Origin of the sequence: Reichenbachiella sp., assembly GCF_965223055.1 — a bacterium.
Classification (GTDB): Bacteria; Bacteroidota; Bacteroidia; order Cytophagales; family Cyclobacteriaceae; genus Reichenbachiella.
In genome coordinates, this window is the sequence record NZ_CBDCVM010000011.1 from 543,489 (window position 1) to 566,526 (window position 23,038).

Genomic DNA, 23,038 nt, shown 5'->3' on the forward strand with positions numbered 1-23,038 from the left:
GTTTATTTATTTAAAATTTTTGAATAGGACTCGGTATCAGCCAAAATTTTGGCAGCTTCCGAAACTGCTGGATCGTGGTCCAGACTTGCTTCTAACATTCCTTTGTGAAAGTAATATCTACTTACTATTTCTTCTTCCAACATGAATTTGATGTCATCCTTAAAAGTGGTCAAATAGTTGTCTTTTAGGGTAGAAACTTTTGTTTTCAATTTCTCAATGGCCGGCTCCATGCCATCATAATACTTTTCTTTCCTGGCCATTTCTTCTAGTGCTTTGATAGCATCGTCCATTTGAGAAGACAGGTTGAACTCTTTACCATTGACCCAAACCATAAATGCTTCATATTCCTCATCACTCAGATTAAACTCTCGAGGAGCGGCAATTTTATCATGGCTGTACGCATACTCAGTGGCATAATCAAAGATTAAATTTTGGCTCACCATATTGTACAGTAGATTTGAAAATTTTTGAGGAGACACTTCCAAATCCGGCTCTATCCCTCCACCATCATAAACGGTTCTTCCTTTGCTAGTTTTAAAGGCCACTTTGAGCGAATCCGGAATTTTACCAACACTTCCATCTTTATTTCTATGTGAATAGTCGATCGCCTGAATACATCTACCACTTGGAATGTAATATTTGGCAGTTGTAATTTTTAGTTGTGCATTATAAGGCAATGGACGGGTAGCCTGCACCAAACCCTTGCCAAATGTTCTGGTACCCACTAGCACACCACGGTCGTAATCTTGTACGACACCAGAAACAATCTCTGCAGCCGAAGCAGTCGCTCGACTGGTCAATACTGCTAGAGGGATATCATTATCAGCGGTTGCAAATGGTGTTGTATATGTTTTATTCCAAGACGCCATTTTTCCTTTGGTACTTACTACCTCTTTTCCTTGTTCTACAAACACATTGACCACTTTTACCGCCTCATCGAGCAATCCGCCAGGATTGTCCCTTAAATCCAAAATAATCTTTGTAGCGCCTGCTTTCTTCAAGCTATCCAGAGCATTTTTAACTTCACTTCCTGCATCTGTGGTAAAATCAGTTAGTTTAATGAAACCAGTTGTTTCATTATACATACCATAAAACATGATGTTGTCTATAGTAATTTTCGAACGAGTTAATGTCACATCAAATGGTTTGTCTTTGCCAAAGCGCTTTACTGTCAATACAATCTCTGACCCAGGTTGTCCTTTAAGTAACTCGCTAATTTCTATAGATGACTTATTTTCTAAATTCTGATGATCAATTTCTAAAATCTCATCTCCTATTTTCAAGCCCGCGGTATGAGCAGGGTAGCCTACATAAGGCATAATCACAGTATTTGCCTTTTTACGTTGACCTACGATCGCTCCTATACCACCATACTCACCAGTGGTAGCCGTCCTGTAATCTTCAATATCACTTTCCGAAATGTAGGCTGCATAAGGGTCCAACGACTTTAGCATCGCATCGATTCCATCACCTATCAACTCCTCACTAGAAATTTCATCTACATAATGCGTGTTCAATTCCCTGAACAGTGTAGTGAAAATGTTAAGATTGCGAGAGATTTCGAAGCTATTGTCTCCCCCAAGCCAAGTAAATGACAACAGCCCAACGAGCAATACAGCACCTACTATACCTACTACTATTCTCTTCATATCTAATGAATTTACTTATTCAGCTTGGACTTTAAACGCCCAATGGAATCGACAAGTTTAGATTCTATAAAACTATACGGATGAATTTCTTTACCTGTGTAAATATAGGCAATCAACAAATATTTACCCTCTGGCAATAGCTCTTCCAGTCGATGTTTATTTAGTCGATAAGCTTCACGCATCAATCGCTTGATTCGATTGCGGTCAACAGCTCTTTTGAAATTTCTTTTAGATACACTTACCATGAATTGATGGCATGTAGCATTTTCGTCTGCGTGGAGAAACCTGACAGAGAAGGGATAAAAATAAAAAGATGCTCCTTTGGTAAAAAGAGCATCAATTAATTTTTTACTACTCAATCTTTCCTGCTTCGGAAAGGAGTATTTTCTATATGTATGATTTGTTCCTTCCATTAAGAAGGAATAAAGCTAACCAAGATTCTTATTTCTTGTGCTTTCTTTCGTCAGAGACTGTCAGCTTTTTTCTGCCTTTGGCTCTTCTTCTTTTTAAAACAGCTCTTCCTGCCACATCTTCCATTCTGGCTTTAAATCCGTGCTTGTTTCTTCTTTTTCGCTGAGAAGGTTGAAATGTTCTTTTCATCTTATATCGTATTTTTTATCTCTAGATTTCCAAATGCCCTCAAACTACTCATCTGGCGCAGCCTGAAAAAATGGAGTGCAAAAATAGAGAGCTTTTTGACAATAACAAAGTCTAAATCAGATAGTTTAGGGAAGAAGGTACAATTAAATGATGTGTTCTTGATATATCTGTTCTAAAACCTGAATATTTGTGCAAACAAAGACAAAATTATGATTGACTGCCATATTTCTTTTCCAAATCCCTTGACACACCTTTTACACATCCAAATCAAATTTGGGGTAAGCAGTCAATCCACTGTAGATTTTATCCTTCCAGCATGGCGTCCTGGCCGATATGAACTAGCTCCTTTTGTAGAAAATATTCAAAAATTTCATCCCCAGGATGAGTCCGGAAAATTGCTAAACTGGGAAAAGACCAGGCCTAACATTTGGTCGGTCGATTGCGATGATGCAGATGAAATAACGATCAACTATCAATACTACGCGAACAAGATGGATGCAGGTAATTCCGTTTTAGATGATCGCCAGATTTACATCAATTTTATCAACTGCATTTTTTACACCAAAGCGCACAACAATGAGCCTATAAACTTGTCTCTGGAAATTCCTCAGGACTACTCAGTTAGTTGTAGTCTTGAATCTACTTCTTTAGGACAACTAAAAGCGAATGACTATTTACAACTCGTAGACTCACCATTATTAGCTAGCCCTGATCTTAAAATTCTGAGATATGCGGTAGAAGACCATAACTTCTCTATAGCTATTCTTGGAGACTGCCCTTTTTCTGATGAAAAGATTATTGAAGACTTCAAGAGTTTCACAGAATCTCAAATAAACACCATGGGAGGATTTCCAACGAAACAATATGATTTCATAGTGCAATCCCTGGATTACGCTCATTATCACGGCGTAGAACACCAAAACTCGACCATACTAGTTTTGGGTCCGAATGACGAAGCCAACAAAGACGCTTATTATGAGAAATTGATGGGGGTGGCATCTCATGAACTATTTCATACATGGAATGTGACCCGAATTCGCCCGAAGGAAATGTCTCCCTATCAGTTTGACAAAGAAACGATGACTAAGACCGGATTCGTAACAGAAGGCTTTACCACCTACTATGGCGATTTGTTTTTGAAACAATCTGGTGTTTTCAACCAGCAAGAATATTTCAAGGAACTTAATACTCTTTTCGACAGACATTTCGAGAACTATGGCCGACATGAAAGCACCTTGATTCAATCCAGTCAAAACTTATGGGTAGATGGATACAAAAACTTATTCCCATCTAAGAAAGTGAGCATTTATGTAAAGGGCGCCCTTTGCTCTTTAATTCTAGATTTGACTATTCGAAATAAAACGAACAATGACGCTACCCTCATAGACGTAGTGAAAAGGCTGTACGAAAAACATACCTACCCTCAAGGAGGATACACCCAAGAACAGGTTTACGAAATTCTGGAGAGCGTGGGAGGAAAAACGATAGAACCACTTCTTCATACACTTTATGAAACTTCTGAAAGCCTTGACACCTATTTGGCGGAAACGCTTTCTTATGTAGGATGTGAACTAAAGTCAAAACTTCATGCCAATGAAATTACAAGCAAAATAGGTATCAAATGGCAAGACAATATAATCACTGAAATAGCTCCAGGAAGTCCTACGGAAAAATACCTTTCCGTAGGAGATAAGATTCTTGAATTCAATGGAAGTAACTTCCAAAAAGATGAAATTTCGGTTGTAGAACAGAATCAACTAAAAATTAAAAGAGGACCAAAAACATATGACATTCTTGTGCCTATTGCGCCCAGTACGTATTACAATTCTTACAAAATTGAAGTTCAAGAGAGTGCATCACCAGAGCAATTGAAAAATTTATCTCTTTGGCTAGGAAATAATCAGAAATAAATTTCCGCTCAGTGGCTAAAAACTTACATTTGCCCATGCTTTCCTTTGTGGTGAAAATTAATGGTTCTTTTCTAAGATGAATTTTAAAGCGTTGCTGGTAAGATTTCTAGTATGGCGATTAAAGCATATTAGCAACAACAACTTCACTTTGATTCTTAGTGGTATAGTAGGATTGATTGCCGGCCTAGCTGCGGTTACGCTTAAAGAATCTGTTCATTTCATTCAGGCCATACTCAAAAATTACATTTATACTTCAGGTTTTGACTTTCTATATCTCTTTTACCCTTTAGCAGGTATTGTACTCACCATGATCGTCTCGAGATATATTCTGAAAGAAAAGCTTGGTCATGGGATTACACAAATTCTCTTTGTAATCTCCAAACGATCTAGTATTGTCAAGCGCTCCATGATGTATTCTCGAATGGTGACCAGTGCTATTACTGTAGGCTTTGGAGGGTCTGTAGGACTGGAGGCACCCATTGTAGTAACAGGATCGGCCATTGGTTCCAATCTGGCTACCCTCACTCACCTAAACTACAAAAAAAGAACTCTACTCATAGCCTGTGGAGCTTCGGGAGCTATTTCAGCGATCTTTAATTCTCCCATAGCAGGCGTGATTTTTGCCATTGAAGTTATTCTCACAGACGTTACAATTAATAAGTTTATTCCTATTCTGCTATCATCAGTAACAGGATCTTTAGTTTCTCTATCTCTATTAGGTGACGACTTATTGTTTTCATTTAAACTAAAAGACCCTTTTCTAGCAGAACATGTTCACTATTACATTTTTCTAGGAATAGCGTGTGGTATTGTTTCTGTGCACTTTACTCGATTGACTTATGTCATCGAACGATGGATAAAAAAAGTAACTAATGATTGGAGTCGCGCCATGGTTGGGGGTATCGGGCTAGCACTGATTGTACTGACCTTTCCTCCCATCTATGGGGAGGGTTATGACACCATCAAACAGCTACTCAACGGAAACGACGATATTATTTTCAACAACAGTTTGATCTATGGCGAAACAGATAAAACACTACTGATCATTATTCTATTGTTCGCCATACTCGTGGTCAAACCGGTGGCCTCTGCTCTAACCATTGGTTCTGGAGGAAGCGGTGGGATTTTCGCTCCGTCCCTATTCATGGGTGGCATTGCTGGTTATCTGTTTGCTAAAACGGTTAATTTCGTTTTACCTGTTACTATCAGTAGTAGTAACTTCACGCTGGTGGCGATGTGTGGCGTGATGAGCGGTGTGCTCCATGCGCCTCTCACGGCTATATTTTTGATTGCAGAAATAACTGGTGGATACGAACTCTTTGTTCCCCTCATGCTTGTTAGTGCCATTTCATTCATAACGATCAGTTATTTCGAAAAACACTCTCTTTATACCAAAAGCCTAATTGAGAAAGGAGACCTAATAAAGCACGATAAAGATCGACAAGTTTTAAGCTTGATGAAAGTGGACAAGATCATTGAATCGGATTTATTGACGATCATGTACGATGCTAAGCTAGAGGACATGATTAAACTGATCAAAAAGTCCAAACGAAACATTTTTCCTGTTGTGAACTATGTCGGCGGCTTAGAAGGCATCATTACACTAGATGATATTCGAGAAAAGATGTTCGACGAAGAAGCCAGGAAGAATATAGTGGTCAAAGAAATCATGCAACTGCCTCCAGCCGAAGTACATCCAGATGATTCGATGCAGACGGTCATGAATAAATTTGAGATTACTCAGGCATGGAATCTACCTGTAATCGATGAGGGACAGTATATTGGCTTTTTATCAAAATCTAGAATATTTAACGCCTATAGAAACAAGCTGATAAATCAAGACAAAGAATGAAAAGTTAAAAATTTCATTCTTTGCATTATTCATTGATTTTAGGCCTAAATAATTTAAACCTCACCTTCCTTTTCCACAATCCGCAGGACTGGTAATTATTATAAAACACTAATTGACAGAGAGTTAACTTCGCTTAATTCAATGATGTGGATAACTTGCAATTTTGTGGATAACTTTTATCGATTCCTCAGATAGTACTATTTGTTGAATAATTATATGTTTGTACAGACTATTTTGCAACTATCTATTTTTGAGTACGTTACGATATTTTTAAAGCAATTCAGTCAACATTATTGTCAATGAAAAGAGCAAAAACAATATTTTTAATTTCATTATTAGTGTGTGGTTTTACAGCAAGTCAGTCTCTCGCTCAAAGCATAGAGGTAATCAAATACCCAGAATTGGCCAAGCTCATTAATACACCGACTGAAAAACATAAAGTCATTAATTTCTGGGCCACCTGGTGCAGGCCTTGCATCAAAGAACTACCTCAATTCTTGGAATTATACGAAAAGTACAATGAGGAAAACTTAGAATTGAGTTTAGTAAGCTTCGACTTTGTTGAAGAATTAGAAAACAAACTCAAACCATTTGTTGAAAAGAAAAATATCAAAGCGAAAGTGTATCTGCTAGATGAAACAGATTATAATGCTTTTATAGACAAAGTAGACCCATCGTGGAGTGGGGCCATTCCTGCTACCTTGTTTGTGGCAAAAGGGAATTCAAAAAGGAGATTTATTGAAAAAGAATTCTCAGAAAATGAACTCGAAAAAGTTTATCTGAATTTTATTAAATAACATGATTATGAAAAAAAATGTACTTTTATTTTTTGGTCTTGTTGCAGTGGCAGCCATGCTTCTCGCCAGCGGCAACAAAGAGGAAATCGTAAAGCCAAAAGTTGGCTTCAACGTAGGCGATAAAGCTACTGACTTCAAATTGAAGAACGTAGATGGTCGTACTATTTCAATGGCTGACTACAAAGATGCCAAAGGGTACATTGTAGTTTTTACTTGTAATACCTGTCCTTTTTCAAAAATGTATGAAAAAAGAATTGATCAGCTCAATCAAAAATATGAATCAAAAGGATACCCTGTAATTGCTATCAATTCAAATGATGTCACTAAACAACCCGGCGACTCATTTGAAGAAATGGTTAAGCGTTCTAGTGACAAAGGCTATTCTTTCCCCTATTTGTATGATGAAAGTCAAGCTGTAGCTACGGCCTATGGAGCCACTCGCACGCCACATGTCTATATACTCAACAAAAAGTTGGAAGTTGCCTACATAGGCGCCATTGATGACAATCACAAAGATGCAGCTGCCGTCACAAAAAGATATGTAGAAGATGCGGTCGATAGCTTGCTTGATAGCAAGGCTGTAAAAACAACCTCCACTAAAGCGATAGGCTGCACGATAAAATGGAAGGACGCCTAAGCCTCCTTCTTCTTATAATATAATGTTGAGCAATTGGTTTTGTTCAACATTTTTTTTGCCTCAATGATTAAATCCTCTTCAGTCACTGAATTTATCGCGTCCGTTTCTTTGTTGACCAACTCGGTATTGCCAAGCAAAGTATAATAGGCCAAACTCATCGCTCGGTTGAGCAACTCCACTTCAGAAAATACATGAGAAGATTCGGCTTGCATTTTCACTTTATTCAATTCTTCTGGCCTTAACCCATCCTTTAAAAGGCCGGCTATTTCAGCATCCACCATTTCATCTACTTCTTCAAAGCTTATTTCATCTTTTAGTTTCCCAGAGATCACGAGCAATCCAGGCTCTATCGAACCTGTAATACTTGCACTCACAGAAGTTAAAAGTTTCGTCTCCTTCACCAACTTTGTATACAATCGAGAAGACTTGCCCCTTCCTAATACATCACTAAGCAGGTCTATCGTATAGTATTTATTGTGCAGTCGATCCGGCATATGATAGGCTCGATAAAATGCATTCATTGGAACCTCACCTTCTACGGTAAGTTTACGCTCCTCCACTTGTTCCCGCTCTTGAGGTAAGTCTCTGTTGTAGGTTTCTCCAGCCGGAATCGGTGCAAACCATTTTTCAGCTAATGCTTTAACCTGTTCTAGGTTAACATCTCCAGCCACCACCAAAATGGCATTGTTAGGTATATAAAATTTTTTAAAAAACGCCTTTACATCCTCCATCGTAGCATCCTCGATGTGCGAAATTTCCTTCCCGATAGTATTCCATCGGTATGGGTGAGTTTTGTAGGCCATTGGTTTCATATTCAACCAGGCATCTCCATAGGGTTGATCAAGATATCTCTGTTTGAACTCTTCGATAACTACTTTTCGTTGCACCTCCAAAGATTGTGGGTCAAAAGCCAAACTCAGCATTCGGTCAGATTCAAGCCAAAATGCGGTTTCTATATTGTTTGATGGAATCGAAATGTAGTAGTTGGTATAATCCGGAGTAGTAAAAGCATTATTTTCTCCACCCACCTTCTGCAGGGGCTCGTCATAAGAAGGTATATTAACTGAGCCACCAAACATCAAATGCTCAAATAAATGAGCAAAACCAGTCTTGTTCTCCTCTTCATCTCTGGAACCAACATTATACAGCACATTGAGGACTGCCACTTTGGTGGAGTGGTCTTCATGAACAACAACCTGTAGCCCATTGTCCAAAACAAATTTTTCGTATTTCATAGTTTTCCTTCTGGCTGTAAAAATAGAACGCAATCAGATGAATCTATACTATATTGATACATTCAATAAAATTTCTCTTTGAACCCTTGCCAACTCAGGCAAACTGTTAGATTTGTGACTGGCTCGTCCACAAACAATTGTTAAGCAACCCAATACTTACCCAATGAAATTCGAACGAAAGAAACTCACCAACCAACAACTTCTTTCATTTTATAAAAACTTATTACTCCCAAGACTGATAGAAGAGAAAATGTTGATTCTTCTTCGTCAGGGAAAAATCAGTAAATGGTTTTCAGGCATGGGTCAGGAAGCCATCTCAGTTGGCTCGGCTCTAGCTATGGACGACGACGAATATATCCTACCTATGCATCGAAACTTAGGGATATTCACCACTAGAAATATCCAACTAAATCGACTATTCGCACAGTTTCAGGGTAAAGCTAGTGGCTTTACTCAAGGAAGGGATCGTTCTTTTCATTTTGGCTCAAAAGAGCACCATTTGGTGGGGATGATATCTCATCTCGGTCCCCAACTAGGCATCGCAGATGGTATTGCCTTGGCTCACAAGCTAAGAAAAAATAAAAAGTCCACGCTTGTATTCAGCGGAGACGGAGGAGCCAGTGAAGGTGATTTTCATGAAGCACTAAATGTAGCTTCGGTTTGGCAACTGCCCGTGATTTTTGTGGTAGAAAACAATAGTTGGGGTTTGAGCACGCCAAGTAATCAACAATTCAACTTTGATTCATTCACTCAAAAAGGCCCTGGATATGGTATCAAAACCAAACAAGTAGATGGCAACAACCTCTTGGAAGTCTACCATGCTATATCGGAAGCTTCCAAATCCATGAAGAAGAATAACGAGCCTTTCTTGATCGAATGTATGACTTTTAGAATGAGGGGACACGAAGAAGCCAGTGGAACCAAATATTATCCAGAAGGACTTCAGGATAAATGGTCGAAAAAGGATCCTGTAAACAACTATGAGAAGTTTCTTCTCAAAGAAAAAATCCTCACCAAGAAACTCAAGGCAGAAATTGAGACCGAAATAAAAAAGACAATTGACGAAGGTTATAAAAAAGCCAATGAAGAAGGAGTAGTTGCTGTCTCCTCTGAGAAAGAATTGAATGATCTTTTTTCCCCTTTCGAACAAAAGGTAATCACTCCGAAATCTAAAAAACTAGCAGACAAAAGATTTATCGATGCCATATCAGACGGACTGCGTCAAAGCATGGAGAAGTATCCAGAAATGGTGCTTATGGGTCAGGACATTGGCAAATACGGAGGAGTGTTCAAAATCACTGAAGGTTTTGTAGATCAGTTTGGCGAAGAAAGAGTCCGAAATACTCCGCTGTGTGAATCTGCCATTGTAGGTAGTGCATTGGGCCTATCTATTCAGGGAATGAAATCTATGGTTGAGATGCAGTTTGCCGATTTCGTCACCTGTGGATTCAACCAAATCATAAACAACCTGGCAAAAATTCATTGGAGATGGGGGCAGAATGCAGATGTGGTAGTTCGTATGCCTACTGGAGCCGGAGTAGCCGCCGGGCCTTTTCATTCTCAATCGAATGAAGCCTGGTTTTTTCATACCCCAGGATTGAAAATAGTCTACCCATCCAACCCATACGACGCGAAAGGATTATTGAATGCTGCTATTGAAGATCCAAATCCTTATTTGTTTTTCGAACACAAGGCTTTATACAGAGCGCTTTCGGAAGAAATCCCAGAGGATTATTACACAGTCGAAGTAGGCAAAGCCAAACTAGTGCGTGAAGGTGCTGATCTATCAGTAATTACCTACGGCATGGGAGTACATTGGGCCAATGAAATCATCCAAGAACTTAACATAGATGCTGACATCTTAGACTTGAGAACATTGCTTCCTTGGGACAAAGAGGCAGTGGCTGCCACAGTCAAAAAAACTAACAAAGTCATCTTGCTGCACGAAGATTGTTTAACTGGTGGAATAGGCGCTGAACTCGCAGCATGGATTAGTGAACATCATTTCCAAGACCTTGATGCTCCAGTAATGAGAGAAGGAAGTTTAGACACTCCTATACCTTTTGCTGCTAATTTGGAACAGAATTTTTTACCTAAGGAACGTTTTAAAAGTAAATTAAAAGCCCTTTTGGAATACTAAGACCCTAACTTTGCAGCCTCTTATATTGAGTTCAACCTGGATTATGCAATAGGTATCGTAGTGAAGGCAAAAAACGCAAAGAAAGAGGAACTTATGTTGAGAAGGCATAGCATCACTATGGTGATTCAACAAGTTTACTTTAAGTGCCTATTTCAAAGTGGTATATGTCTGGAATAGATTTTCTATTGCATATTTCAGGTTCAATATATTTGTTAACTTCCCGTTTATATTGCGTAGAGAGGATATATGTTAAACAAGCGCTGGTATGTTTTTTTGCTATTCGTTGGCCTAATTACGGTCTCGGCACATACTTCTTATGCGCAACTCTTGACAGATCGAAACAAGCTTAAGACCGCAAGAAGAGAGACAGGATTCCTTCAGCACAAAAAGAAAGCAAAAATCAAAGGACCAAGCGGTAAGCACAAAACTGTTGCCGCCGGAAAAACCAAGTACTCCAAAGCTTCGAGTAATGAAGGTTCAAGTCGTGGTGTAAATCCTAAATATTCCGTATTTACAGCAGGTCAATCCAAAGGTAGAAAAGTCAGTCCTCGATATTCGGTAGCCAATGCTGGGCAAGTAAAAAGCCGAAAAATAAAGCCACGATATTCGGTAGCCAATGCCGGCCAGGTGAAAGGCAAAAAAATTAATGTCAGATATACACAAAGTCACGCTGGTGCTGGCATGGATCGGAAGGTAAATCCAAGATACTCAACACTTAATGCTGGTCAAGTGAAGGGTAAAAAGATTAGCCCCAGGTTTAGTGTAGCAAATGCAGGCAACGTAAAATCAAAAAAAATCACACCAAGATTCACTCAAACCAATGCTGGACAAGTCAAAGGCAAAAATGTGAATCCAAGATATTCGGAATGGAAGCAAGCAGGAAAAGTGGTGGTGGTAAAACCACGATTCACTGTTCCACCAACTTACAACCGAACTAAACCAGCGGGTAATCGAAATAAAGGCTTTTTACCAAGCATGAACCTAAACAGAAAACCAGCTAAACATAAAGCTGGTCCGAATTCTCAATATGCCGGGGTGATGAAAAAAAAGCATCAAAAACCGCTAGCCGTGGCTGATCACAATCAGAATATCAAGAGCTACACAAAGTTTTCCAGTCGGACTGTGCGTAACTCGCCAAATGCCAAAATGGCAAACTATGAGCTCAAGACTAAAAAAAGACGCAAGAAGAGTGGTATGCACCCAAGTGCCAACTATCTCTCAGCCAAATACAACAAGAGTAGAAGTGTAAGGGATTCGAAAAGAAAATTTAATGTCGTTTGGGTACGGATGAATGGGAACAAAATTCAACCTGACGCTGTTAAGAAGAAAACTAAAAAAGCAAAGTTCGATAAAGACGAAATCGACATTTGGAATAATTAATTATGAATTGGAATCAACTAACATCTAAAGGTCAAATAGATCAGATCAAAGCAAATTCTACTAACCAACCTGCTCTTATTTTCAAACACAGCACCAGATGTAGTATCAGTTCTATGGCAGAGAACAGACTGGAAAGAGCTTGGAATGCAGAAGAAATTCCATCTATGGACACCTATCATCTAGATTTAATCCAATATCGTGATATTTCCGATTATATAGCTGCTACATTTAAAATCCCTCATGAATCGCCCCAAGTCTTAATTATATCTGATGGTGAGTGTATCTATCACAATTCACATATGGGCATTGCTTATCACGAAATCAAAAGGATATTTGACGGATTAGTAACTGTGTAATTAGCTTTCTTCTCTTTCCAATGAGCCTATCATATGAGCTAGTTTTCTGGCTTTTTTACCATACATCAAGTGGATCATATAAAAAGTAATTGGAATAGCTAAGAAAATGCCACAAGCCATTCCAATCACAAAAGAGTCCGGGTTCGCAGAGTATTTTGCATAAAAGTCATCACCATCCAGATAGAGTACGATAGCGAGCATGACAGGTACTAAAACAAGAGAGGCAATCTTATAATGAAGTATGAAGCGCTTAACCATTTTTTGAATGGTATAAAGATATGCAAGCACAGAACTGTCAATTTCCTCTTTCTTTAAGCTACTTATCAAATTTCGATAATAGAGGTAAAAAAGCAAATCTATGATCAACAACCCTACTCCAACGACCCTCTGATTATAAAAGATCATACCAATACCTATACAAGTAAGTACTACAAGGTTGACCCATAGTTCGATAGTTAGGGTTTTTATAAACCTATGCACCAAACTATCCGATCCGCTACGAATCATCGCTTCGATTTCAGGCTCACTGAATGCTTGTGCATTCGCTTCATCACCTTGCTTCCAAATGTCCTTAATGTCCAAATCTTTCATCGATGATTTTTTTTAGCTGTGCCTTCACTCTATTCACTTTAGCTCCTACATTGGTTACAGTAATACCCAAAATTTCAGCCATCTCCTTGTAGCTTTTTTCTTCTAAATACAGAAGAATTATTGCTCGATCAGATTCTCTTAAAAGCTTTATAGCTTTATAAAGCTCCTGCACTCTCTCTTCCTGTAGTGCACTGTCTTCGTCTACTATATCAGGAATTTCTCTATTCTCGGTTGGTATGGTGCGTTTTTTACTTCTTAGTTGCGACAAGCAGACATTCAAACATACTCGGTATGTCCAGGTGCTCAATTTCGAAGCACCTCTGAATGAATCAAAAGATCGCCACAATTGAACAATGCACTCTTGATAATAGTCATTAAAATCGTCGGTACTATCTGTATAAATCCGACAGACCTTCGCAATGATGCGATGGTTGTTATTCAAGAATCCCTGAAAGTCCGACTTCATACACGATTGATTTCAAGAGAGTAGGTTGATGATATTTGTGTTTTATTACAAATTCGTTCGTTATTTTATTGGCATGCGCTCGAACGGCTTATTTCTATCAAACAGATAGCGATAAGTATGATGTGTCTTCCCTATCTCTCCTCCTACTTGCTTCACCACCAAAATCATTTTTCGATTGAAATCACCTATCCAATTCATTTCCAAAACTGGATAACGCTTATAGTCTTTTTGAACCATTTGCGCGGTAGCCATCACCAGAGCTCCATCTAACCCCTTACCTTGATGCGCCGGCGCAACACCAAATACCAAACCAAGCATTTTCTTATTGGTCTTTCTCCATTTATGCCATAGGAATTTGAGTTTGCCTATCAAATCCAATTTACCATTCACATATTTAAAGATCTGATTTACTTCTGGTAGATTCAAATAAAATGCTACAGGCTCTCCTTTGTAGTAGGCAAACCAGATTATTTTCTCATCGATAATGGGTTTCATTTGCTTCATTATAGCCTGAGACTGTTCCTTTGACATCTCCGCCACTCCGTCGTGATTGGCCCAAGCTACGTTGTACACTTGCCTAAAGTCTTCCGTATATTTTTCCAGATTACTCAGTTTCATATGTTCAAAGGAGTAATCAGGGTCTTTGTTTAATACTTCTGACTTTTCCATAATTCGAGGATGGAATGGGTCAAAAGTATTTCTTATAAAAGTGAATTGTTTGAAGTACACCTGAAAGCCATAATTTTCGAACAGCTCCTGATAGTATGGAAAATGATAGTTGCACTGATAATTAGGCTCAATATCGAAGCCATCAACCAAGAGACCCCACCACTTGTCGCGATCACCAAAATTAATCGGGCCATCCATGGCTTCCATGCCTTGTTCCTCTAGCCAATTTTTCGCCACATCAAAAAGGAGGTTAGCTGCTTCCTGATCATTAACACACTCAAAAAAACCCGTTCCTCCGGTGGGTTGATCATTATCCTTATCCTTGGTCTTATCATTGACAAAGGCGGCAATTCGACCCAGGGTTCGACCATCTTTTTTAAGCAACCAGCGCTTACATTTCCCCCACTTAAAGGTCTTATTCTTATCTTCGTCAAAGACAGCATGAACATCTTTATTCAGAGGACGAATCCAATTTTTTTCATCTTTGTACAAGCTCACAGCCATCTCCACAAATTCTTGCTGTTCTTGTTTGCTATTTACCGCTATCAGTTTCATGGCCTAAACTTACTCACACCTTGGGGTATTGACAATATTTGGTTGCCGAAGAAAAAAAATATCGAGTCTTCATAAAAAAAAATCATATTTTAATAGCGAGCCTTTGGAAAAGATAAAAAGCAGTTTACTTTTGCAGACCATTACAAAATGGTCCGTTCGTCTAGGGGTTAGGATCCTAGCCGGCCGCACCAGGTTTTCATCCTGAAGGGGAGCATTTGAGGACGATCAGATACCCCAGTAGAGTTGATAAATTGTAAGTTTTGGTCCGTTCGTCTAGGGGTTAGGACGCCAGGTTTTCATCCTGGTAACAGGGGTTCGATTCCCCTACGGACTACAAGAGATTGGGACGCTAGTCGTTCCTTTTTTATGACAAAGTAATGGTCCGTTCGTCTAGGGGTTAGGACGCCAGGTTTTCATCCTGGTAACAGGGGTTCGATTCCCCTACGGACTACAAAAAGGAAGCTCAAAAGGCTTCCTTTTTTTGTGCTTATTCTGTTCTTATTTTTTCAAATCAAAAATATAAAGTTCGACTTGGGATAGCTAATAATAATCCTACTTACATCATATGCGCAAGCACAGCAAAAATGCTTGAAAGGATGCTCTAGTATTTATTAAGCAAATCAACAGGGTCGCGTGACTTTAATTCAATAAATGTCAATTTAAACTCAGATGATAAACTGATCAAAAATTCAATAACCGTAATGCTCTAACACAATAAGGCATCAATAATCACAATACATCATATTTTCTTTAGTAATAATATCCAGAGGCAAATACTGATTTTTTATCACCTCAGACTTGAGTATCAAATGTTTGTACAAGGCCTGCATAGCCAAATATCCTTGATTGATAGGCTGCTGATCTATGAGATAATCGATCCAACCATTTTTTAGACCCTTCACATTAGACGCTACCAAATCATAACCAACAACTCTCATGTTCATTTGCTTTCTAATGGTATGTATTTCGTCCAGTACCAAATGAGACTTAGAATGTGGCAAAAACAGATGCACAGGCTTATCTTCCTTCAATAACCTGGCTTTTAGTCCAGACAAAGACAAGCCTTCCTTCTCCAAATTCACTTTGGTGATTTTGATGCCTTTTTGTCTTGCGAAAAATGTCTCAAGTCCTTCTATTCTTCGGTTTATGGCTTTGTTCTGGGTATCAGAAAAAGACAGCGTAACTATCCAGAGACAAAAATTGGAGTCGTAAGCATTGCTCAAGATGCTACCAGCCATGATCCCACTCTGAAGTGTGTCCTGCCCTACAAAAGACAAATGATTCATCCCATCCATGGTTGCATCCACAAAAATATAAGGGACAATGGTCTCCTTCAGCAGGCTAACAACCTCGTCATCTCTGGTTAGCATATTCGGTGAAAGAATAAGTCCATCAGGATTAGAATCCAGAGCTGCTCGAATCGCCGTCGTCCTCGACTCTTCACTTTTAGATGACACGACAAATTCTTGCTGCGTAAAGCCCATGGCGCTGAATTCGGCTATGGCTCGATCTATTCCCGCACGATGCTTGTCCCAATAGGGGTTGTCATCTGGCAGCACCACGGCTATGGTATAGGATCGATTCAATTTCAAGTTGCGTGCATAGACATTGGAGGTGTAATTGCCCTTTTTGGCAATGTCCAGAATTTTGTCTTTAGTAGCTTGTGCCACACGTCCTCGATTATGAAGCACACGATCTACCGTTCCAATGGACACCTCTGCTTTTTGTGCTATCTCCTTGATAGTGATTCTTTTAGACATAGTCTTAAAAAATAAATGCAATAATTTTTTTTACATTGACGTGCAATATACTACTTTTGGTCAATAAATGTTAACGTACACACCACTCCCTTAAGCATGCATAAGGGTTTTTTTAGTAAGTAATGCGTTAACGTACACACAAACTTTTGAGTCATGAACAAATTAGAAAATAAAGTAGCGGTTATCACCGGAGGAGGAGGCGTTTTGTGCAGCACTATGGCACACCATTTGGCTGATTTAGGATGCAAAGTGGCCATTCTAGATTTGAACAAATCCAATGCAGAAAACGTGGCCCAAGCAATAAAAGCTAAAGGAGGAGAAGCTATTGGCGTAGAAGCCAATGTACTAAAAAGTGATAGCCTGACGCAGGCTAAAGCAGCGATCAATGAGATGTATGGTACTTGCGATATATTGGTGAATGGCGCCGGCGGAAATCACCCCAAAGGCACTACCACCAAAACACATTTCGAGATGGAAGACCTGGCTAAACAAGAGGACCTTACCACGTTTTTCGATCTGGATCCAGAAGGTATCAAATTCGTCTTTGATTTGAATTTCATCGGTACATTGTTGCCCTGCCAAATTTTTACGAAAGACATGCTTGGCAAAGAAGGCTGTACTATCATCAATATTTCATCGATGAATGCTTTCACTCCATTAACTAAAATACCAGCATATAGCGGCGCCAAGGCAGCCATATCGAATTTCACACAGTGGATGGCCGTACATTTCTCTAAAGTTGGCATTCGGGTGAATGCCCTCGCACCAGGGTTCTTCCTGACCGAACAAAACAGAAGATTGCTTACCGAAGAAAACGGCGAACTTACTGCCAGGGGTAACACCATCATCGAACACACGCCCATGGGCAAGTTTGGCGAGCCGGAAGATCTGCTGGGCACGCTCGAATGGCTGGCTGGACCCGGCGCTTCATTTGTCACGGGAGTCACGATTCCGATCGACGGTGGATTTAGTGCATTTAGTGGAGTATAAAAAATTAGAAGGATGAACAAACTAGAACAAACGTGGAGATGGTATGGCCCTAACGACGGCGTAACTCTCTCTCATATCAAACAAGCAGGTGCCACCGGCATTGTATCTGCCCTCCATCACATTGCGAACGGAGAGGTATGGACCGTTGAAGAAATCAACAAGCGCAAGGCTGAAATCGAAGCTGCCGGCCTCACATGGTCGGTAGTAGAAAGTGTGCCAGTGCACGAGGACATCAAAAAAAGAACCGGTGACTACGAGATATATATCGAAAACTACAAGCAGTCCATTCTCAATCTGGGTGCTTGTGGCATCGATACCATCTGCTATAATTTTATGCCTGTGCTGGATTGGACTCGAACCGATTTGGACTTTGATTTTGGCGATGGGTCGACCGCTCTACGATTTGACGCGACGGCTTTTGCAGCATTCGAAATCCATTTGCTCAAGCGACCCAATGCGGCTGTAGCTTACAGCACCAAGCAGCAGGAGCAAGCAGCATCCTATTTCAAATCCCTGACGGATGAAGATAAGGAAAAACTGGTCAACAATATCATTGCCGGACTGCCAGGCGCTGAAGAAGGATACACACTTCAGCAATTTCAAGAGGTGCTGGACACGTATAAAAACATCGACGCACAGCAACTCAAGCTCAATTTGTTTGCGTTCCTAAAGGCCATCATACCTGCCGCCGAGCAGGCCGGTGTGCTCATGTGCATTCATCCGGATGATCCGCCATTTCCTATATTGGGACTCCCAAGAGTGGTGAGCACCGAACAGGACATCAACGAACTCTACGATGCGGTAAACAGCCCTAACAATGGCTTGACATTCTGTACTGGTTCGTTTGGCGTAAGGCCGGACAACGATCTGGTGGGCATGGTGCAGCGACTGGGCAGCCGTATTCATTTCATCCACCTGCGCGCCACCAAACGCGACGAAGATGGCAACTTCCACGAAGCAGACCATTTGGATGGTGACGTAGATATGTTCGGTGTCATGAAAGCCCTGATCGAAGAGCAAGAATCACGAATTAAAAACAATCGCAACGACGTGCGCATGCCATTCAGGCCAGACCACGGACACAAGATGCTGGATGATTTGGTCAAGAAAACCAACCCGGGCTATTCGGCCATCGGTCGACTCCGCGGATTGGCAGAGCTAAGAGGATTAGAGTTAGGAATTAGAAAATCAAAGTGATGAAGAAATTTTTAGGAGACGATTTTTTATTGAACAATAGCGTGGCTGAGGAGCTTTATCATCAGCATGCGGCTTCCTTGCCAATAATCGACTATCACAATCATTTGGATCAGGCCGCCATGGCCGCCAATCATCAATTTCGAAACATCACTGAAGCTTGGCTATACGGTGACCATTACAAGTGGAGAGCCATGCGCGCCAATGGCATTGATGAAAGATACATCACCGGCGACGCCACGGACAAAGAAAAATTTAACAAATGGGCCGAAACAGTGCCCTATACGCTCAGGAACCCGCTATATCACTGGACACACCTGGAGCTACGACGATACTTTGGGATCAATGAATTGCTCTCCCCTGATACTGCCGACGAAATCTATTCGGAGACAGAGGCACTGATGAAAAAAGACTCCCACTCGTGCATTGGTCTCTTGCTCCAAATGAATGTGGAATCGCTTTGCACCACAGATGATCCGGTGGATGATTTGAGTCACCATAGAGCCATAAAGGAGCGCATCAAAGCACCCAAGGTGTACCCTACTTTCAGGCCGGATAAAGCGCTACAGCTCGATGGCGCCGAATCGTGGCTGGGCTACTTACAGCAGCTCAGTGATGCATCTGGCATTTCGATCCAATCATACGACACCTATCTGGAAGCGCTACAGCAGCGTGTTGATTTTTTCCATGAAAATGGCTGTCGGGTATCTGACTTAGGTTTCCACCAAATTCCTGATTTCAATCCTCAGGCAGGAGGACTAGATCAATTGTTTGCCTCCGCCCTGTCGGGAAAAACATTGAATGCCACTGACCTCGATCACCTTCGAGGCCATGCCCTCGCCGCCCTGTGCAAAATGTATCATGCCAAAGGCTGGGTGCAGCAGTTTCACCTCGGCGCTTTGCGCAACAACAACGAACGGGCACTGAGAGAACTCGGACCAGACACAGGCTATGATTCGATGGGTGATTATAGCCAAGCCGTGAGCTTATCCAAATTCTTCAACCATCTGGACAATACCGATCAGCTCGCCAAGTCGATCATCTACAATCTCAACCCACGAGACAACGACTTGTTTGCCACTATGGTGGGCAACTTCAACGACGGTAAGATTGTGGGTAAAATGCAGTTTGGCACTGGCTGGTGGTTTTTAGATCAGAAAAATGGAATGGAAAATCAGATGAACTCCCTGTCCAACATGGGTCTCTTGAGTAGATTTATCGGAATGCTGACCGATTCGAGAAGTTTTCTATCTTTCCCTCGTCATGAATATTTCAGACGAATCTTATGTAATTTAATCGGCACGGATGTGATAAATGGCGAAATACCTCACGACATGGATCTGTTAGGCAAAATGGTGGAAGACATCTGCTATCTCAATGCCAAGAGCTATTTTGACTTTAAAGAATCATAAGTAGCGATGGACACAAATAATCACGAATTTTAAACCAATCGCTTTAAAACTTGACTTTAGTATACAATCGATTGTATTTTACATTCTGAAACAAAACTATGAGATGGATATCACAAAGAAAGTGACGCGATTTTTTCTCCTCTTTTCGCTATTGGCCTTGACTTGTTGTCAATCCTCGAAGGACCAACGATCACTCAAATTGGCACATGGCCTTAACGATTCTCATCCTGTCCATTTGGGATTGGTAGAGATGGCTCGACTGCTGGAAGACATATCTGGTGGAAAAATGACTATGGATATCTACGCCAATGGCCAACTGGGTCAAGAGCGCGACCTGATGGAGTTGCTTCAAATCGGTAGTTTGGACATGACTAAGGTTTCGGCTGGCACTCTAGAAAATTTTGTTCCGGAGTTCAAGGTATTGACCTTGCCCTATTTGTTTGCAGATTCTACTCACACGTGGAATGTACTCCAAGGGGCAATAGGCAAAAATTTGCTCGCCAAAGGCAGTCAATATCGTTTGCGAGGTTTGTGTTTTTATGACGCTGGTAGTAGAAGCTTCTATTCCAAAGCAGCACCTATCCAGTCCCCTGAGGATCTGGCAGGACTAAAAGTAAGAGTAATGAACAGCCAGTCGGCTTTCAATATGGTGAGTGCGCTGGGCGGTTCGCCTACGCCAGTGTCCTTCGGGGAATTGTACACTGCACTGCAGCAAGGCGTAGTGGATGCAGCAGAAAACAACGCACCAAGCTTTTATACATCACGTCACTACGAAATATGCAAGCACTACTCTATAGATGAGCACACCACATTGCCGGATGTACTCATCGTGAGCACCTACTTGTGGGATAGACTCTCAGATCAGGAAAAAGGCTGGCTGCAGCAGGCTGCTGATCAGTCCGTAGAATACCAAAAGCAAGTGTGGTTCAACTCCGTGCAGGATTGCCTGACAAAAGTGCAAGAAGCAGGTGTAAATGTGTACTATCCAGAGAAATCACCTTTCCAGCAAAAGGTAGCCGATCTGTACGCAGAATTTGAATCCAACCCTTCGCTTCATCAATTGATCCAATCCATTCAAAATGCAGCAAATGAGAACTAAAATCGATCAAATATTAGAATATATCTTGAGTCTGCTGCTTGCACTCATGGTACTCAATGTACTCTGGCAGGTAGCCTCTCGCTATCTGCTCAATGACCCTAGCGCATTCACCGACGAGCTGTCCAGATATCTCTTGATATGGGTAGGACTTTTAGGCGCTGCCTATGCCTCAGGCAAAGGCATGCATGTGGCCATCGAATTACTCGAAAGGGCACTGAGCGAAAAGCAAAAAAGAATCCAGAAACTCTGCATACAATTGGTCATTGTGGTCTTTGCCTTTCTGGTGTTGATCATTGGCGGCAGTCGGCTGGTTCATATTTCATTTGAACTGGGACAAACTTCTTCGGCTATGCAAATTCCACTGGGCTATGTCTATCTGGCACTGCCATTGAGTGGATTTCTCATTGCCTATTATAGCCTATCCGATTTTGTGAACCTGCTAAAAAACAACTGATGGAAAATATAGAAGTAATTGTACTCGTACTAGGATTCCTCATACTATTAGCCGTCGGTGTACCGGTAGCTTACAGTGTCGGACTCGCCTCACTATTGACCATCCTGATCAACATCGACACGCTACCGGCATTCACCACGATCGCCCAGCGCATGGCCACCGGGCTAGACAGCTTCTCCTTGCTGGCCATTCCGTTTTTTATTCTGGCAGGACAGATCATGAATCAGGGTGGCATAGCCCAGCGATTAATCGCATTCGCAAAAGCGTTAGTAGGCTCTTTCCCAGGTGGACTAGCATATGTCAATATTATTGGTGCCATGCTATTTGGTGCGATTTCAGGCTCAGCTATGGCGGCTGTCTCTGCCATAGGTGGAACCTTGGGACCACGAATGGAAAAGGAAGGCTATGAAAAATCGTACAGCGCAGCTGTCAACATCGCCTCCTCTACTACTGGATTAGTGATTCCCCCTTCCAATATATTGATTGTGTATTCTCTGGCTAGTGGTGGTGTGTCCATTGCAGCGTTGTTTTTGGCAGGGTATATACCCGGTCTACTCATGGGCTTGGCACTAATGCTTGTGGCCTATATTTATGCCAAGATCAAAAATTACCCTCGAGGGGAAAAGTCTAGTTTTGGTCAATTGCTCACTACCTTTATCCAGGCTTTCCCTAGCTTGATGATGCTGGTGGTAGTAATCGGTGGAATTGTGGTTGGAATTTTCACAGCAACAGAAGCTTCGGGCATTGCCGTGCTTTATACCTTTGTATTATCGCTCGTTTACCGTGAACTTACTATTGAAAAAATTCGACAAATCGCCATCGGATCTGTGGGAACCACGGCCGTAGTGGCATTATTGATCGCCTGCTCCATGAGCATGTCGTGGGTGATGGCTTATGCGGACATCCCACAAGCTGTAACTGCCGGATTGCTAAGCATTTCGGACAATCCTTGGGTGATTCTACTTCTAATCAACTTGCTCCTGTTGGCAGTTGGTATTTTCATGGACATGACGCCGGCCGTTTTGATATTCACCCCGATTTTCTTACCCGTAGTGACCGCCATCGGCATAGATCCGGTTCATTTTGGGATCATTATGGTGATGAATCTTTGTATAGGACTATGCACACCGCCGGTAGGGTCGGTTCTCTTTGTGGGCATTGGTGTGGCTGGCATTTCCTTAGACAAAGTCATCAAGCCCTTGATTCCGCTTTTTATTGCTATGATTATCGTACTGTTGCTTGTCACTTATATTCCAGAGCTCAGCTTGTTTTTACCTGGATTGTTTGAATGA

21 protein-coding genes and 2 tRNA genes are annotated in these 23,038 nt (G+C 41.1%); 15 read left to right on the top strand and 8 right to left on the bottom strand.

The features are described 5' to 3' along the window. Nucleotides 1–2 precede the first annotated feature (2 nt). The 3 genes from ACOQO5_RS13750 to rpmH are packed head-to-tail and all read right to left on the bottom strand — an operon-like array spanning nt 3 to nt 2,249. A complete protein-coding gene (locus tag ACOQO5_RS13750; protein WP_420582266.1) occupies nt 3–1,649 on the bottom strand; it encodes a S41 family peptidase in 1,647 nt (548 codons plus the stop codon). An 11-nt stretch (nt 1,650–1,660) separates the two neighbouring features. Beyond that, nucleotides 1,661–2,062, bottom strand: a complete 402-nt coding sequence (gene rnpA, locus ACOQO5_RS13755; RefSeq protein ID WP_420582267.1) for a ribonuclease P protein component — start codon at nt 2,060–2,062, stop codon at nt 1,661–1,663. A 28-nt stretch (nt 2,063–2,090) separates the two neighbouring features. Beyond that, nucleotides 2,091–2,249 carry a 50S ribosomal protein L34 gene (rpmH, locus tag ACOQO5_RS13760; RefSeq protein WP_084372201.1) on the bottom strand — a complete coding sequence of 53 codons (159 nt, stop codon included), beginning with the start codon at nt 2,247–2,249 and terminating at the stop codon, nt 2,091–2,093. 209 nt (nt 2,250–2,458) lie between these two features. Between rpmH and ACOQO5_RS13765 the strand changes: the two genes are divergently transcribed. The 4 genes from ACOQO5_RS13765 (at nt 2,459) to ACOQO5_RS13780 (ending at nt 7,445) form a co-directional block, all read left to right on the top strand. Further along, nucleotides 2,459–4,159 (top strand): M61 family metallopeptidase, encoded by a 1,701-nt coding sequence (locus ACOQO5_RS13765; protein ID WP_420582268.1) that lies wholly within the window; start codon nt 2,459–2,461, stop codon nt 4,157–4,159. Between the two features lie 76 nt (nt 4,160–4,235). Continuing rightward, entirely contained in the window at nt 4,236–6,011 is a 1,776-nt protein-coding gene (locus ACOQO5_RS13770) for a chloride channel protein (RefSeq protein WP_420582269.1), read from the top strand. Nucleotides 6,012–6,310: 299 nt separating this feature from the next. Then, on the top strand, nt 6,311–6,808 hold the full coding sequence (locus ACOQO5_RS13775) for a TlpA disulfide reductase family protein (RefSeq protein ID WP_420582270.1): 498 nt from the start codon (nt 6,311–6,313) through the stop codon (nt 6,806–6,808). 7 nt (nt 6,809–6,815) lie between these two features. Next, complete coding sequence (locus ACOQO5_RS13780; RefSeq protein WP_420582271.1) at nt 6,816–7,445, top strand: thioredoxin family protein; 630 nt, start codon at nt 6,816–6,818, stop codon at nt 7,443–7,445. Here the strand turns inward: ACOQO5_RS13780 and ACOQO5_RS13785 are convergent. Further along, nucleotides 7,442–8,680, bottom strand: coding sequence for a M16 family metallopeptidase (locus tag ACOQO5_RS13785; protein WP_420582272.1), 1,239 nt, complete (start codon nt 8,678–8,680; stop codon nt 7,442–7,444). The two genes, ACOQO5_RS13780 and ACOQO5_RS13785, sit on opposite strands and share 4 nt — an antisense overlap. A 163-nt stretch (nt 8,681–8,843) precedes the next feature. On the opposite strand from ACOQO5_RS13785, the gene ACOQO5_RS13790 reads away from it, so the two are divergent. From ACOQO5_RS13790 to ytxJ, 3 genes are all read left to right on the top strand, one after another. Then, entirely contained in the window at nt 8,844–10,820 is a 1,977-nt protein-coding gene (locus ACOQO5_RS13790; protein WP_420582273.1) for an alpha-ketoacid dehydrogenase subunit alpha/beta, read from the top strand. Between the two features lie 246 nt (nt 10,821–11,066). Continuing rightward, a complete protein-coding gene (locus ACOQO5_RS13795; protein ID WP_420582274.1) occupies nt 11,067–12,200 on the top strand; it encodes a hypothetical protein in 1,134 nt (377 codons plus the stop codon). A 2-nt stretch (nt 12,201–12,202) separates the two neighbouring features. Next, complete coding sequence (gene ytxJ / locus ACOQO5_RS13800) at nt 12,203–12,556, top strand: bacillithiol system redox-active protein YtxJ (RefSeq protein WP_420582275.1); 354 nt, start codon at nt 12,203–12,205, stop codon at nt 12,554–12,556. On the opposite strand, the gene ACOQO5_RS13805 is transcribed toward ytxJ, so the two are convergent. Genes ACOQO5_RS13805 through ACOQO5_RS13815 form a run of 3 tightly spaced genes read right to left on the bottom strand, consistent with a single transcriptional unit; the run spans nt 12,557 to nt 14,837 of the window. Further along, nucleotides 12,557–13,147 carry a hypothetical protein gene (locus ACOQO5_RS13805; protein WP_420582276.1) on the bottom strand — a complete coding sequence of 197 codons (591 nt, stop codon included), beginning with the start codon at nt 13,145–13,147 and terminating at the stop codon, nt 12,557–12,559. It abuts the gene before it with no gap. Further along, complete coding sequence (locus tag ACOQO5_RS13810) at nt 13,128–13,613, bottom strand: RNA polymerase sigma factor (protein WP_420582277.1); 486 nt, start codon at nt 13,611–13,613, stop codon at nt 13,128–13,130. Before ACOQO5_RS13810 ends, ACOQO5_RS13805 begins: the two co-directional genes overlap by 20 nt. A 60-nt stretch (nt 13,614–13,673) precedes the next feature. Then, complete coding sequence (locus tag ACOQO5_RS13815; protein ID WP_420582278.1) at nt 13,674–14,837, bottom strand: hypothetical protein; 1,164 nt, start codon at nt 14,835–14,837, stop codon at nt 13,674–13,676. Between the two features lie 262 nt (nt 14,838–15,099). Here ACOQO5_RS13815 and ACOQO5_RS13820 point away from each other — a divergent pair. Both ACOQO5_RS13820 and ACOQO5_RS13825 read left to right on the top strand, forming a co-directional pair. After that, nucleotides 15,100–15,171, top strand: a tRNA-Glu gene (locus ACOQO5_RS13820). A 45-nt stretch (nt 15,172–15,216) separates the two neighbouring features. Next, nucleotides 15,217–15,288, top strand: a tRNA-Glu gene (locus ACOQO5_RS13825). 271 nt (nt 15,289–15,559) lie between these two features. Here the strand turns inward: ACOQO5_RS13825 and ACOQO5_RS13830 are convergent. After that, nucleotides 15,560–16,597 carry a LacI family DNA-binding transcriptional regulator gene (locus ACOQO5_RS13830; RefSeq protein WP_420582279.1) on the bottom strand — a complete coding sequence of 346 codons (1,038 nt, stop codon included), beginning with the start codon at nt 16,595–16,597 and terminating at the stop codon, nt 15,560–15,562. A 153-nt stretch (nt 16,598–16,750) separates the two neighbouring features. Here ACOQO5_RS13830 and ACOQO5_RS13835 point away from each other — a divergent pair, with 153 nt between their 5' ends. From ACOQO5_RS13835 to ACOQO5_RS13860, 6 genes are all read left to right on the top strand, one after another. Further along, nucleotides 16,751–17,587, top strand: a complete 837-nt coding sequence (locus ACOQO5_RS13835; RefSeq protein WP_420582280.1) for an SDR family oxidoreductase — start codon at nt 16,751–16,753, stop codon at nt 17,585–17,587. Nucleotides 17,588–17,599: 12 nt separating this feature from the next. Beyond that, a complete protein-coding gene (uxuA, locus tag ACOQO5_RS13840) occupies nt 17,600–18,784 on the top strand; it encodes a mannonate dehydratase (protein WP_420582281.1) in 1,185 nt (394 codons plus the stop codon). Continuing rightward, nucleotides 18,784–20,193: a glucuronate isomerase gene (uxaC, locus tag ACOQO5_RS13845; RefSeq protein ID WP_420582282.1), complete on the top strand. Its 1,410-nt coding sequence runs from the start codon at nt 18,784–18,786 to the stop codon at nt 20,191–20,193. Before uxuA ends, uxaC begins: the two co-directional genes overlap by 1 nt. Before the next feature lie 103 nt (nt 20,194–20,296). Next, a complete protein-coding gene (locus ACOQO5_RS13850; RefSeq protein ID WP_420582283.1) occupies nt 20,297–21,292 on the top strand; it encodes a TRAP transporter substrate-binding protein in 996 nt (331 codons plus the stop codon). After that, nucleotides 21,282–21,746 (top strand): TRAP transporter small permease, encoded by a 465-nt coding sequence (locus ACOQO5_RS13855; protein WP_420582284.1) that lies wholly within the window; start codon nt 21,282–21,284, stop codon nt 21,744–21,746. Before ACOQO5_RS13850 ends, ACOQO5_RS13855 begins: the two co-directional genes overlap by 11 nt. Then, nucleotides 21,746–23,038, top strand: coding sequence for a TRAP transporter large permease (locus ACOQO5_RS13860; protein ID WP_420582285.1), 1,293 nt, complete (start codon nt 21,746–21,748; stop codon nt 23,036–23,038). Before ACOQO5_RS13855 ends, ACOQO5_RS13860 begins: the two co-directional genes overlap by 1 nt.